The sequence below is a fragment of the Kitasatospora gansuensis genome (assembly GCF_014203705.1).
Lineage (GTDB): Bacteria > Actinomycetota > Actinomycetes > Streptomycetales > Streptomycetaceae > Kitasatospora > Kitasatospora gansuensis.
Genome location: NZ_JACHJR010000001.1, coordinates 5,568,960 through 5,581,841 on the forward strand (window position 1 = coordinate 5,568,960; position 12,882 = coordinate 5,581,841).

At 71.4% G+C, this 12,882-nt stretch carries 12 protein-coding genes; 11 read left to right on the plus strand and 1 reads right to left on the minus strand.

Annotated elements, in window-relative coordinates; translation table 11 throughout:
- Positions 1 to 32: 32 nt before the first annotated feature.
- The 9 genes from dusB to F4556_RS24920 all read left to right on the plus strand — a co-directional run bounded on the left by dusB (position 33) and on the right by F4556_RS24920 (position 9,699).
- On the plus strand, positions 33 to 1,196 hold the full coding sequence (gene dusB, locus F4556_RS24880) for a tRNA dihydrouridine synthase DusB (RefSeq protein ID WP_184919734.1): 1,164 nt from the start codon (positions 33 to 35) through the stop codon (positions 1,194 to 1,196).
- 562 nt (positions 1,197 to 1,758) lie between these two features.
- The gene (gene ppdK, locus F4556_RS24885) at positions 1,759 to 4,467 is read left to right on the plus strand and encodes a pyruvate, phosphate dikinase (RefSeq protein WP_184919736.1); all 2,709 of its coding nucleotides are present in this window, start codon (positions 1,759 to 1,761) and stop codon (positions 4,465 to 4,467) included.
- Positions 4,468 to 4,651: 184 nt separating this feature from the next.
- The gene (locus F4556_RS24890; protein ID WP_184919738.1) at positions 4,652 to 5,044 is read left to right on the plus strand and encodes a guanyl-specific ribonuclease; all 393 of its coding nucleotides are present in this window, start codon (positions 4,652 to 4,654) and stop codon (positions 5,042 to 5,044) included.
- A 67-nt stretch (positions 5,045 to 5,111) separates the two neighbouring features.
- A complete protein-coding gene (locus F4556_RS24895; RefSeq protein WP_184919740.1) occupies positions 5,112 to 5,573 on the plus strand; it encodes a hypothetical protein in 462 nt (153 codons plus the stop codon).
- Entirely contained in the window at positions 5,570 to 5,878 is a 309-nt protein-coding gene (locus F4556_RS24900) for a transcriptional regulator (RefSeq protein WP_184919742.1), read from the plus strand. The genes F4556_RS24895 and F4556_RS24900 overlap by 4 nt, the downstream gene beginning before the upstream one ends.
- 43 nt (positions 5,879 to 5,921) lie before the next feature.
- Positions 5,922 to 7,208 carry a phospholipase D-like domain-containing protein gene (locus F4556_RS24905; RefSeq protein WP_184919744.1) on the plus strand — a complete coding sequence of 429 codons (1,287 nt, stop codon included), beginning with the start codon at positions 5,922 to 5,924 and terminating at the stop codon, positions 7,206 to 7,208.
- 61 nt (positions 7,209 to 7,269) lie between these two features.
- Positions 7,270 to 8,103, plus strand: a complete 834-nt coding sequence (locus tag F4556_RS24910; RefSeq protein WP_184919746.1) for an alpha/beta fold hydrolase — start codon at positions 7,270 to 7,272, stop codon at positions 8,101 to 8,103.
- Positions 8,104 to 8,130: 27 nt separating this feature from the next.
- On the plus strand, positions 8,131 to 9,009 hold the full coding sequence (locus F4556_RS24915; RefSeq protein WP_184919748.1) for an ADP-ribosylglycohydrolase family protein: 879 nt from the start codon (positions 8,131 to 8,133) through the stop codon (positions 9,007 to 9,009).
- A gap of 42 nt (positions 9,010 to 9,051) precedes the next feature.
- A complete protein-coding gene (locus F4556_RS24920; RefSeq protein WP_184919751.1) occupies positions 9,052 to 9,699 on the plus strand; it encodes an MOSC domain-containing protein in 648 nt (215 codons plus the stop codon).
- Here F4556_RS24920 and F4556_RS24925 read toward each other — a convergent pair whose 3' ends face one another.
- Positions 9,700 to 10,419: a GNAT family N-acetyltransferase gene (locus F4556_RS24925; protein ID WP_184919753.1), complete on the minus strand. Its 720-nt coding sequence runs from the start codon at positions 10,417 to 10,419 to the stop codon at positions 9,700 to 9,702.
- Positions 10,420 to 11,064: 645 nt separating this feature from the next.
- Here F4556_RS24925 and F4556_RS24930 point away from each other — a divergent pair.
- Positions 11,065 to 12,009 carry a proteasome assembly chaperone family protein gene (locus tag F4556_RS24930; RefSeq protein ID WP_184919755.1) on the plus strand — a complete coding sequence of 315 codons (945 nt, stop codon included), beginning with the start codon at positions 11,065 to 11,067 and terminating at the stop codon, positions 12,007 to 12,009.
- Complete coding sequence (locus tag F4556_RS24935; RefSeq protein WP_184919757.1) at positions 12,009 to 12,866, plus strand: SGNH/GDSL hydrolase family protein; 858 nt, start codon at positions 12,009 to 12,011, stop codon at positions 12,864 to 12,866. The genes F4556_RS24930 and F4556_RS24935 overlap by 1 nt, the downstream gene beginning before the upstream one ends.
- Positions 12,867 to 12,882: the final 16 nt, after the last annotated feature.

Sequence of the window (12,882 nt, forward strand, 5' to 3'; positions counted from 1 at the left end):
CCGTCCGCCGACCACCGAGGACCTGCCGCGCCATGACGACCACGCCCGTTGCACCGACGCCCGAGTTCAAGCCGTTGAACATCGGGCCGATGGAGGTCTGGCCGCCCGTGGTGCTGGCGCCGATGGCCGGGATCACCAACGCCCCGTTTCGCACCCTGTGCCGGGAGCAGAGCGGCGGCAAGGGCCTGTACGTGAGCGAGATGATCACCACCCGGGCACTGGTCGAGCGGAACGCCAAGACCATGCAGCTGATCCACTTCGACCCGAGCGAGAAGCCGCGCTCGATCCAGCTGTACGGGGTGGACCCGGTCACCGTCGGCAAGGCGGCCAAGATGATCGCGGCCGAGGGCCTGGCCGACCACATCGACCTCAACTTCGGCTGCCCGGTGCCCAAGGTGACCCGCAAGGGCGGCGGCTCGGCGCTGCCGTACAAGCGGAACCTGCTGCGCGAGATCCTCCGCGAGGCGGTGGCCAACGCGGGTGACCTGCCGGTCACCATGAAGATGCGCAAGGGCATCAACGACGAGCACCTGACCTACCTGGACGCCGGGCGGATCGGTGCCGAGGAGGGGGTGTCGGCGATCGCGCTGCACGGCCGGACCGCCGCCCAGCACTACGGCGGCACCGCCGACTGGTCGGCGATCGCCCGGCTGCGCGAGTCCGTCCCGGCGCACGTGCCGGTGCTCGGCAACGGGGACATCTGGGCGGCCGAGGACGCGATCCGGATGATGCGCGAGACCGGCTGCGACGGCGTGGTGGTCGGGCGCGGCTGCCTGGGGCGGCCGTGGCTGTTCAAGGACCTGGTGCAGATCTTCGAGGGCGAGGTCGACTACGCCCGGCCGGCCTTCGCCGACGTGGCCCGCGCGATGGTGCGGCACGCCGAGCTGCTGGGCGAGTGGATGGGCGACGAGACGCGCGGTGTGGTCGACTTCCGCAAGCACGTCGCCTGGTACACCAAGGGCTTCTCGGTCGGCTCCGAGCTCCGGGTGAAGCTGGCGATGTCGAGTTCACTGGCCGAACTCACCGAGACGCTGGCCCAGGTCGAGCAGACCCAGCTCTGGCCGGAGAGCGCCGACGGTCCGCGCGGCCGGACCAGCGGCAACAACCGGGTGGTACTCCCCGAGGGCTGGTTGGACGATCCGTACGACTGCGCCATCCCTAGTGCGGACGCCGAATCGGACACTTCCGGCGGCTGACCACTACGGAGTGGCCAAATGGGCCGCGAAGGCGCACAGGCCGCCCCGGCCGAGCCCTCTTGGACAACCTGGCCAAGAGGGCTCCTTTGTGGCAGATTTTGGTGACACAGTGGAGTCATGAGTAGACATAGGGTCACCGACCGTCCGTTCGGCGTACGGCCGACGGCTGAGATGCGCTCGTGACGCTGGCCACATACCGTGGCCCTGACGGCCGGTCAGGTGGGCCGGGCGGGCTCCGGAGGGGTGGAACGCTTCCCGAAGGGCCCGGGCACCGAACCGCCGGACTGGCTGCAGGAAATCAAGCCGGGGCAACACGGCAGACGATCTGCCGCTACTCTCCGTCCGGTTCGTGTGATCTTCACGTTTCATTGCGTTCAATACTTGAAGCATTGCTAGCGTCAGCCGGACGATTTCAACAACAGAGGTGAACGCCTGGGCGGGCATTCGATCTGTCGGGTCGGCTGCCACCCCCAGGCATGTTGGGCCTGTTGGGGGCGCGGCAGCGCCTTCGAAATGGGTATGTTCTCCGGCGTCAGGGCAACCGTGTGCGAGGAGACGACCCGTGCCGTCCGAGCAGAAGTTTGTTTACTCCTTCACCGAAGGAAACAAGGACCTCAAGGACCTTCTTGGCGGCAAGGGTGCGAACCTCGCCGAGATGACCAACCTGGGTCTCCCCGTCCCTCCGGGGTTCACCATCACCACCGAGGCCTGCAAGGTCTTCCTGGAGACCGGCAGCGAGCCCTCATCGCTGCACCGGGAGATCAGCAGCCACCTGGAGTCCCTCGAAGCCGAGATGGGCAAGCAGCTCGGCCAGGCCGACAACCCGCTGCTGGTGTCGGTCCGCTCCGGGGCCAAGTTCTCCATGCCCGGCATGATGGACACCGTCCTGAACATCGGCCTCTCCGACGCCTCGGTGCTCGGCCTGGTCGCGCAGTCCGGCAACGAGCGGTTCGCCTGGGACTCGTACCGCCGGCTGGTCCAGATGTTCGGCAAGACCGTGCTGGGCGTCGACGGCGAGCTGTTCGAGGAGGCCCTGGACGAGGCCAAGCAGGCCAAGGGCACCGAGAACGACCTCGACCTGACCGCCGAGGACCTCAAGGTGCTGGTGGAGACCTTCAAGGGCATCGTGCTCCGCGAGACCGGCCGGGAGTTCCCGCAGGAGCCGCGCGAGCAGATGGACCTGGCGATCCACGCCGTCTTCCACTCCTGGAACGGCGATCGGGCCCGGCTCTACCGCCGCCAGGAGCGCATCCCGAACGACCTTGGCACGGCGGTCAACGTCTGCTCGATGGTCTTCGGCAACCTCGGCGAGGACTCCGGCACCGGTGTCGCGTTCACCCGCGACCCCTCCACCGGTGCGGTCGGCGTCTACGGCGACTACCTCTCCAACGCCCAGGGCGAGGACGTGGTGGCGGGCATCCGCAACACCCTCCAGCTGGCCGACCTGGAGCAGCTCGACAAGAAGTCGTACGACGAGCTGATGGCGATCATGCAGAAGCTCGAACTGCACTACCGCGACCTGTGCGACATCGAGTTCACCATCGAGCGCGGCAAGCTCTGGATGCTGCAGACCCGGATCGGCAAGCGCACCGCCGCCGCCGCGTTCCGGATCGCCGTCCAGCTGGTCGACCAGGGCCTGATCGACCTGGACGAGGCGCTGCACCGGGTGACGGGCGGTCAGCTCTCCCAGCTGATGTTCCCGCGGTTCGCGCCGAACGCCGAGTCCAAGCAGATCTCCTGGGGCATCGCGGCCTCGCCCGGTGCCGCGGTCGGCAAGGTGGTCTTCGACTCCTACACCGCGGTCAAGTGGTCCCGCTCCGGCGAGAAGGTGATCCTGGTCCGCCGGGAGACCAACCCGGACGACCTCGAGGGCATGATCGCGGCCGAGGGCATCCTGACCTCGCGCGGCGGCAAGACCTCGCACGCGGCCGTGGTGGCCCGCGGCATGGGCAAGACCTGTGTCTGCGGCGCCGAGGAGCTCGAGGTCGACACCAAGCGCCGCCGGATGACCACCTCCGACGGCCTGGTGATCGAGGAGGGCGACCTGGTCTCGATCGACGGGGCGAACGGCCGGGTCTACCTCGGCGAGGTACCGGTGCTGCCGTCCCCGGTGGTGGAGTACTTCGAGGGCACCCTGCACGCGGGCGCCGACGTCCAGGGCGGCCTGGTGCAGGCCGTGCACCGGCTGATGTCGCACGCCGACGTCCGCCGCCGGCTCGCGGTCCGCGCCAACGCCGACAACGCCGAGGACGCCAACCGTGCCCGCCGGTACGGCGCGCAGGGCATCGGCCTGTGCCGCACCGAGCACATGTTCCTCGGTGAGGAGCGCCGCAAGGAGGTCGAGCACCTGATCCTGGCGGACAACGACAAGGACCGGGAGCTCGCGCTCTCCACCCTGATGCCGCTGCAGAAGGGTGACTTCCTGGAGCTGTTCCAGTCGATGGACGGGCTCCCGGTGACGGTGCGTCTGCTCGACCCGCCGCTGCACGAGTTCCTGCCGGACATCACCGAGCTGTCGGTGCGCGTCGCCCTCGCCGAGGCCCGCAAGGACCCGAACGAGAACGACCTGCGACTGCTCCAGGCGGTGCACAAGCTGCACGAGCAGAACCCGATGCTGGGTCTGCGCGGCGTCCGGCTCGGCCTGGTCATCCCCGGCCTGTTCGGGATGCAGGTCCGGGCGATCGCGGAGGCGGCGGCCGAGCGCAAGCTGGCCGGCGGCGACCCGCGCCCCGAGGTGATGATCCCGCTGGTCGGCACCGTGCAGGAGCTGGAGCTGGTCCGGGACGAGTGCGAGCGGGTACTCGCCGAGGTGGCCTCCTCCACCGGGGTGTCGCTGGACATCAAGCTGGGCACGATGATCGAGCTGCCGCGTGCGGCGCTGACCGCCGGTCAGATCGCCGAGGCCGCCGAGTTCTTCTCGTTCGGCACCAACGACCTGACCCAGACCGTCTGGGGCTTCTCCCGGGACGACGTGGAGGCCTCGTTCTTCACGGCCTACCTGGAGAAGGGCATCTTCGGGGTCAGCCCGTTCGAGACCATCGACCGGGACGGCGTCGGCGCGCTGGTCAAGCACGCCGTCGAGGCCGGCCGGGCCACCCGCCCCGACCTCAAGCTCGGCGTCTGCGGCGAGCACGGCGGCGACCCGGAGTCGGTGCACTTCTTCCACGAGGTGGGTCTGGACTACGTGTCCTGCTCCCCCTTCCGGATTCCGGTGGCGCGCCTGGAGGCAGGCCGCGCCGCCCTCGAGACCGCGGGCAGCGACTCGCGCTGATCCCTGATCAGCGCGGTCCCATCGCTGACCGCACCCCCTCCAACGGGGAGGGGCGTACGGCGGAGCTCGGCGCAGGAGAGCCGCCGTACGTAAGCAGCCGGGGCGGGTACGGACAATGGCGTCCGTACCCGCCCCGGCGGCGTTTTGTCCGCTTGCAGGGCGGGCGGGGCGGGATGCTGGGCGGATGAAACGCCGCCTGTTCGTCGTCCTGCTACTGGCTCTCGGGCTGTCCGGCTGTGGCGGTGGCGGGGACGCCGCCGCGCCGGCCTCCGGCTGGGTGCCGACCAGCGCCGCGTACGCCGATGTCTGCCGGACCAAGCTCCCGGTCCAGGCCAGGGACACCCTCGCGCTGATCGCCAAAGGCGGCCCGTACCCCTACCGCTCGGACGGGATCGTCTTCGAGAACCGCGAGGGCCGGCTGCCCCGGATGAAGGGCGACTACTACCACGAGTACACCGTGGTCACCCCGGGCTCGCCGACCCGGGGCGCCCGACGGATCGTCACCGGGTCGGTGGGGGAGCAGTACTGGACGGCGGACCACTACGACAGCTTCGAGGAGATCGACGCGCGCTGCTGAGAAACTACTTTCCAATCAGGAAAGTAAGTGTCATCATGGAACCACTTGCCGATCCGAGGGGGATTCCATGGACAAGCCGCTCACGCCTGCCGAAGCACTCGCACTGGCCGGCCGGGCCACCGCCGCCGCCGAGCGGCCGATACCGCTGCCCGACTGGTACGGGCCGGGGATCGGTGCCGTCTTCCTGGTGCAGGGGGTGCTCGTCGGGGCCGCGATCCAGTTCGAGGTGGAGTGGCTGCGGATCGTCGGCTGCGCGATGGCGGCCCCGCTGATCGGGATGCTGGCCGCGATCGCCGCCCGGTCCAGCGGGGTGGCCCAGCGGCCGCGGCCGGGTGTCGCCAAGCTGGCGGTGGTCACCGTGCTGGTGATCGCCGCGGCCTATCTGACGGTCGGCGGCCTGGGCTGGTGGGGCGGGCTGCCGATGCTGCCGGTCGGCCTGGTGGCGGGCGCCACCGCCGGTGGGGCGTTCTGGCTGGCCATGCTCCAGGTCAACCGGCAGATCCGCCGCGAGCTGGAGCAGGCCCGGTGACCGAACTGGACCCGAACCTGCACCACCCCACCCGGCTGACGGTGCTGGCCTTCCTGAGCGGGTGTCAGGAGGCCGAGTTCGGCGCGGTGCGGGACTACTGCCAGGTCTCCGACTCGGTGCTGAGCAAGACCGCCGCCACCCTGGAGGAGCTCGGCTACGTCAAGGCCAAGAAGGGGTACGTGGGCAAGCGCCCGCGCACCTGGCTGGCCGCCACCCGGGCCGGCCGGGCCGCGCTGGCCGGACACCTGACGGCACTTCAGCAGCTGGCGGCCGCCGCCGCGGAGGCGGCCGGCGCCGACCGCTAGATTGTCCCCTCGAACAAGATCGTTATTGATTCGAGGGGGAATCATGCGCATCCGTCGCACCGCGATGGCGGCCGTCCTGGCACTGGGGGTGTCGCTGCTCGGCGTGCCCGGCACGGCGGCGGCCGCCGAGGACGCCGTCACGCTCAGCACGACCTTCAACGACCCGATCGGGACCAGCAGCCGGATGAACGCGATCCGGGACCAGCTGATCTCGCTGATCAAGCGCACGCCGCCCGGGGAGGAGATCCGCGGCACCGTGTTCCTGTTCACCGACGACGCCGTCCGGAACGCCCTGCTGGAGGCGAAGAAGAACGGCGTCAAGGTCATGGTCATCCTGGACCACCAGTCCGACAACACCGCGGAGGGCGGGGAGTTCGAGCACCTCAGGGACGGGATGGACCCGGTCAACCACCCCGAACTCGGCCTCGGCGGCGCCGTGTTCTCCGAAGGCTCCTGGGTGATGACCTGCCCGGCGACCCGGGCCTGCATCGGTGACCGGGACCTGAACGGTGACGACGACGGGGGCGTCCCGATCAACCACAACAAGTTCTTCCTGTTCTCGAAGGTCGGCTCCACCCCGAACGTGGTCTTCCAGACCTCGGCCAACCTCACCGGCACCAAGAACGTCACCTACTACAACAACGCCGTCACCATCCCGGACGCCAAGCTCTACGCGTCCTACGCCGGGTACTTCCAGGACCTGCGGACGATGGGTAAGACCTGGAACGGGAACGACAACTACTACCGGACCGAGGACGTGGGCGCGTACAAGACGTACTTCTTCCCGCGCCACGAGACCGGCGGCACCTACAAGACCGACCCGGACACCGACACCGTCGTCTCGCTGCTCTCCAACGTCTCCTGTCCCAAGCAGGGGCCGAAGACCCAGGTCCGGGTGGCGATGTACGCCTTCACCCGGCCGCAGGTCGCCGACTCGCTGACCAGGCTCAAGAGCGAGGGCTGCCAGGTCGAGGTGGTCCAGCACGACGAGGTCGACCCGGAGACCAAGGGCAAGACGCTCGGCGACGCCGTCCGCGAGAAGCTCGGCGCACCCGGCGCCATCGACCACTTCGCGACCTGCTTCGGCCACGCCGACAACGCGGACGGCACCACCCGGCGGGTCGGTGTGCACTCCAAGTACCTGCTGGTCGAGGGGACTTACCGGGACGTCGCCGGGAGCAAGGTGGTCTTCACCGGGAGTCACAACTACACCTTCCCCAACCTGCGGTCCAACGACGAGACCCTGCTGAAGATCAGTAACAGCGCGGTCCACGACGCCTTCAAGGCCAACTTCGAGACCGTCAAGGCGAGCCGGATCTGCACCGGCTGACGGCCTGACCAGGGCTCAAACCACCTTGCCCACAGGCCCGGGGGCGGAGATGATCCCGTACATGTCGAACTTCTCCGCCCCTGACGGGACGTCGCTCAGCTACCACCGCTCCGGCCAGGGCGCCCCGCTGGTCTGCCTGCCCGGTGGCCCGATGCGCGATTCCGCGTACTTCGGCGACCTGGGCGGTCTCGACGCCCACCGCACCCTGATCCGGCTCGACCTGCGCGGCACCGGGGACTCCGCCGTGCCCGCCGACCCGGCGAGCTACCGCTGTGACCGCCAGGTCGACGACGTCGAGGCGCTCCGCGAGCACCTCGGCCTGGACACCTTCGACCTGCTCGCCCACTCCGCCGCCGGTGACCTGGCCGTGCTGTACGCCGCCCGGTACCCCGAGCGGATCTCCCGGCTGGTGCTGGTCACCCCGGCAGCGGGCTCGCTCGGGCTCGGCGAGGAGCCGGACGACCGGGCCGAGGCCGCCGCGCTGACGGCCGGTGAGCCCTGGCACCCCGCCGCACTGGCGGCCCTGGAGGCCACCAAGCAGGGCGTCTTCGACTTCGCGGGGTTCGCCCCGCTGATCTACGGCCGCTGGGGCGCCGCCGAACAGGAGCACGTCGCCCAGCGGGCCGTCCAGGCGCACCCCGAACTCGTCGGGCTCTACTACGCGGACGGCGCCTTCGACCCTTCGGTCACCGGGGCGGCGCTCGCTTCGCTGACCGCGCCGGTCCTGGTGCTCGCGGGCGCGTACGACGGCAGCCCGAACCCGGCCTTCGCGGCCCGGATCGCCGCCGCCTTCCCGGCCGGCGAGTCCGCCGTCCTGCCCGCGATCGGCCACTTCCCGTGGGTCGGCGAGTCGGCCGACTTCGTCCACGCCGTCCGGGAATTCCTCGACCGCTGAGCTCGGGGCCTGGCAGGATCGGTGGCAATGACTCCCTCCTACCAGGCCCTGCAGGGCCTCTCTGTCGGCGACGCCTTCGGCGCCCAGTTCTTCGTCCCCGCCAACCGCCCGTACCTGAACGACCGTCAGCTCCCGCCCGCACCGTGGCCGTGGACCGACGACACCGAGATGGCCTGTTCGGTGTACGCCTGCTGGACCGAGCGCGGGGCGCTGGACAGCTCCGACCTCATCCACTCCTTTGCTCGGCGGCACGACTTCGACCGGGGCTACGGCCCGGCCGCCAACCGGCTGTTGCGGCTGATCCGGGAGGGTGGGGACGCCCGGGCGCTGGCCGCCGGGTTGTTCGACGGGCAGGGTTCGTTCGGCAACGGTGCCGCGATGCGGGTCGCTCCGCTCGGGGCGGCCTTCGGCGCCGACCCGGCCGCCGTGGTCGGGCCCGCGACGGTCAGTGCCGTGGTGACCCATACCCATCCGCAGGGCGTGGCGGGGGCGGTCGCCGTTGCGGTGGCCGCCGCCTACGCGGTCCGGGCCAGGGTCGAACCCACCACCCCCGTACGGTTTCTGACGGATGTGCGGGGCCTGACGCCGCCCGGGGCGGTGCACGCCGGGATCGGTGAGGCGATCGCGCTGCTGGGCGAGCCCGACCACCGTACGGCCGCGCAGGTGCTCGGCAACGGGAGCCGGACCAGTGCCGCCGACACCGTGCCGTTCGCGCTCTGGGCGGCGGCGCGGAACCTGGGCGACTTCGAGGCCGCGCTCTGGGAGACCGTGTGGGCCGGCGGCGATGTGGACACCACGGCCGCGATCGTCGGCGGCGTCGTGGCCGCGCACACCGGCACAGCCGGTATCCCGGCCGCCTGGCTGGCCGCCGTCGAACCGCTGCCCGCCTGGGCCGGGGCGCGGTAATCGGGCTGCGGGTGGGCCGAGGGCGGTCGTACGCTGCCGCGCATGGGATATCTGCGCTCAGTGAACCTTGCCCACCCGCGACCGAACCCGGCGAAGCCGGAGGCCGGGAGTACCGGAATCGACAAGCGGCCGACCGATCAGCCGGTGGAGGTGCGGGCCCCGGGGGAGGTTGGGTCCGGGCTGGCCGGGGATGCGATCTTCGACGGTGCGAACCACGGGGGTGATCTGCAGGCGGTGTACGCGTACGCCAGGGAGGCGCTCGACGAGTGGGAGAAGGAGCTCGGGCGGGAGCTGACCGACGGGTGCTTCGGGGAGAACCTGACGACCCGGGGGATCGCGGTGGACGACGCGCTGATCGGGGAGCGCTGGCGGGTCGGGGAGCAGCTGCTGCTGGAGGTGACGGTGCCCCGGGTGCCGTGCTCGACCTTCGCCGACTGGCTGGTCGAGCAGCGCTGGGTGAAGCGGTTCACCCAGCGTGCGCTGCCCGGGGCCTACCTGCGGGTGCTGGAGCCCGGCGTGATCCGGGCCGGGGACGGGATCACCGTCGAGTACCGGCCGGCGCACGACCTCACCGTCGCCGAGACCTTCCGGGCCCTGACCACCGAGCCCGAACTGCTGCCGAAGCTGGTGGACGTGGCCGAGCTCCCGGAGAAGACCCGGGAGCTGGCCCGTCGGCGCACCAGCAAATGATCAGGCGGTGATCAGCGGCGCACCGTGCCGGAGGCACTCCGCCGGGACGGTCCGGTCCGGTGCGCTCGGTGAGGTGGCGGCGGCGATCCGCAGTTCGACGATGTCGCGGACGGCGGGCCACTCCTCGTCCAGGATCGAGTAGAAGGCGGTCGACCGGACCACCCCGTCCAGGCCGCGCGAGTGGGCCCGGCGGACGCCCTCGGAGGTGGCGCCGAGCCGCTCGATCGCGGACCGCGAGCGCAGGTTGCGCGCGTCGGCCCGGAGCGAGATCCGGCGCACCCGCCACTGCTCGAAGGCGTACCGGAGCATCAGCAGCTTGGCCTCGGTGTTGATCCCGGTGCCCTGGGCCCGGGCGGACAGCCAGGTGGCGCCGATCTCGGCCGCGTCCGGGACGGCACTGGCCGGGTCGCCGTACGGCACGCCGGGGGTCGGCGGCCAGACCACCGGGCCCTGCCAGTAGTCGAGTTCCAGGAACCGGGTGGAGCCCACCACCCGGTTGTCCGCCACCGCGACGGTGGCGAACGGGAGGGACCGTCCGACGGCCTGGTCGGCGAGCGCCCGCCCGATGTAGTCCCGGGCGGCTTCCAGGCCGTGCGGGACGGGCGTGAAGGCGTAGGTCGTACGGTCCTCGGCGCCGGCGTCGGCGAGTGCCTCGGCGTGGTGCTCGGCGAGAGGCTCCAGCCGCACGGTGCGGCCGATGAGGGTGACGGGTACGGGCACGGAACCTTCGGTCCTTCGGCAGTCGTAGGAGCCCGGGCACCGTGGTGCGGCGCTCGGGCAAGGGACTTTTCGCCCCGTCCCAGGGCCCGCCACCGGCCTCGGCGTACGCCGGAGGGACCCGGCGGTACGGAGGGACGGCGACAGCCCGGAGCCGGGCAGCGCGGTGCCGGAGCGGACACGGAACCACGGGGCCGGTCCGGCGAGGGATGAGCGAGGGGACAGTGTGCGTCCGCGAGATGGCCGAGAGAGGTACGAGAGCGCGAAGAGAAACAGGCGGCCAAGTGAAGGCAAGGTGCGGTGTGGGGGTGGCTGACCGCACCGGGCCGGGGCGTGACGACGGCGTGACGAACGACGTGACGACGACGCGGCGATGCGAGGCAGCGAGAGGACCATACCCGTCCGAGGGCGGTGCGTCACTTCGCGGCGCGTCATCCGTGGCGCGCAGTCTGCGGGCCCGCGCCGTCGCGGCCGCCCCGCGCTCCTCGGCAGGTCCCTCACCTGCGGTTTCGTACGGGGATGCGATGATTCTCGGACGTTCGCCACGCGCGTACACCCGCGGCCCGGCAGAGTGGGAATGCCGACGGTGCGGGGCGTGCTGGACTGAGCGACGAGACGAACGACTAGACGGACGGGGTTGGGTGCGCGGTGCGTGATGCCAAGGAGCTGTACCGGCTGGAGCAGCAGGGCGTGGACGCGTTGGCCGCCGCGAAGGCCGAGGCCGGTCCGGACGCCGCCGGGCTGGTGCTGCTGTACCACTTCGAGGGCTTCATGGACGCCGGTGAGGCCGGCGGGCAGGTGGTCACCCACCTGCTGGAGCAGGGCTCCCCGCAGGTGGTCGCCCGGTTCGACCACGACCGCCTGGTGGACTACCGGGCCCGGCGCCCCGCGATGACCTTCGACCGCGAGCGCTGGACCTCGTACGACCCGCCGGAGATCCTGCTCCAGCTGGTCCGGGACGCGGTGGGCACCCCGTTCCTGCTGATCACCGGCCCGGAGCCGGACACCGAGTGGGAGCTGTTCGCGGCCGCCGTACGGGAGTTGGTGGACCGCTTCGAGGTGCGCCTCGCGGTCGACTTCCACGGCATCCCGATGGGTGTCCCGCACACCCGCCCGGTCGGCCTCACCCCGCACGGCACCCGGCTCGACCTGGCCGCCGGGTACCCGAAGTGGTTCGACCAGGCCCAGGTGCCCGGCAGCGCCCAGGCGTTGCTGGAGTACCGGCTCGCCGAGTCGGGACACGACGTGCTGGGCTTCGCGGTGCACGTGCCGCACTACGTGGCGCGCTCGCCGTACCCCGCCGCCGCCGTGCTGATCCTGGAGGCGGTGCAGTCCGCCAGCGGGCTGGTGCTGCCCGGCACCGAGCTGCGCGACCGGGTCGGCGAGGTGTACGCGGACATCGAGGAGCAGCTGGCCCAGGGTGACGGCGAGCTGAGCTCGGCGATCCGGGGCATGGAGAGCCAGTACGACGCGGTGGCCGGGGCCGGGGACCGGGAGAGCCTGCTCGCGGAGAGCAGCGACCTGCCGTCGGCGGACGAACTCGGGCGCCGGTTCGAGGAGTTCCTGGCCGAGCACGAGCGCGGCGCGGAGTAGTGCGGCAGGTCCTGACCGGTCTGCTCGGTTTGGCCCTGCTGACCGGCTGTGGCGCGGCCCAGGTCTCCCCGGTCCCGCCGGTGGCCGGCCCGTACGTGGCGTTGGGGGATTCGTACACGTCGGGCCCCGGCATCGCGCCGCAGGCCGGGGATCCGGCCGGGTGCCACCGGTCGGCGGTCAACTACCCGGCGCTGGTGGCGAAGCAGCTCGGGGTGGCGGAGTTCACCGACGTCAGCTGCAGCTCGGCCACCACGGCCGACCTGACGGGGGCTCAGAAGCTGTCCGGCGGCGGGTCGAACCAGCCGCAGCTGGACGCGCTGTCGGCGGGCACCAAGCTGGTGACGGTCGGGATCGGCGGCAACGACGTCGGCTTCCTGGACGTGCTGAGCCGCTGCGCGATGGCCGGGCTGACCGGGTCGGGCTGCCGGAAGACCTTCGAGTCGGCCGACGGGACGGACCAGGTGAGCCGGCGGATCACCACGGCGGGGGAGAAGCTGGGCGCGGTGCTGGCCGAGACCGGGCGGCGGGCCCCGGCGGCGAAGGTCCTGGTGGTCGGCTACCCGGCGCTCTTCCCGGCCGACCCGGCGGGCTGCGCCAAGACGCTCGGGCGGGCGGCCGCCGCGGCCGACGTGAGCTATCTGACCCGGAAGGCCGAGGAGCTGAACGCGGAGCTGAAGCGCCGGGCGGCGGCGGCCGGTGCCAAGTACGTGGACACCACGGTGGCCGGGCACGACATGTGCGCGGCGCCGGACACCCGGTGGATCGAGCCGCCGTTCCCGGCGGAGGGGCTCACCCCGGTGCACCCGAACGCGGCGGGTCAGCGCGCGATGGCGGCGGCGGTGCTGGCGGCGCTGTGACGGCGGCGCTGTGACG

Coding starts and splice junctions, on each gene's coding strand:
- dusB (WP_184919734.1), top strand. CDS start 33: ATGACGACCACGCCCGTTGCACCGACGCCCGAGTTCAAGCCGTTGAAC.
- F4556_RS24910 (WP_184919746.1), top strand. CDS start 7,270: ATGTCGAACTTCTCCGCCCCTGACGGGACGTCGCTCAGCTACCACCGC.
- F4556_RS24905 (WP_184919744.1), top strand. CDS start 5,922: ATGCGCATCCGTCGCACCGCGATGGCGGCCGTCCTGGCACTGGGGGTG.
- F4556_RS24915 (WP_184919748.1), top strand. CDS start 8,131: ATGACTCCCTCCTACCAGGCCCTGCAGGGCCTCTCTGTCGGCGACGCC.
- F4556_RS24895 (WP_184919740.1), top strand. CDS start 5,112: ATGGACAAGCCGCTCACGCCTGCCGAAGCACTCGCACTGGCCGGCCGG.
- F4556_RS24920 (WP_184919751.1), top strand. CDS start 9,052: ATGGGATATCTGCGCTCAGTGAACCTTGCCCACCCGCGACCGAACCCG.
- F4556_RS24890 (WP_184919738.1), top strand. CDS start 4,652: ATGAAACGCCGCCTGTTCGTCGTCCTGCTACTGGCTCTCGGGCTGTCC.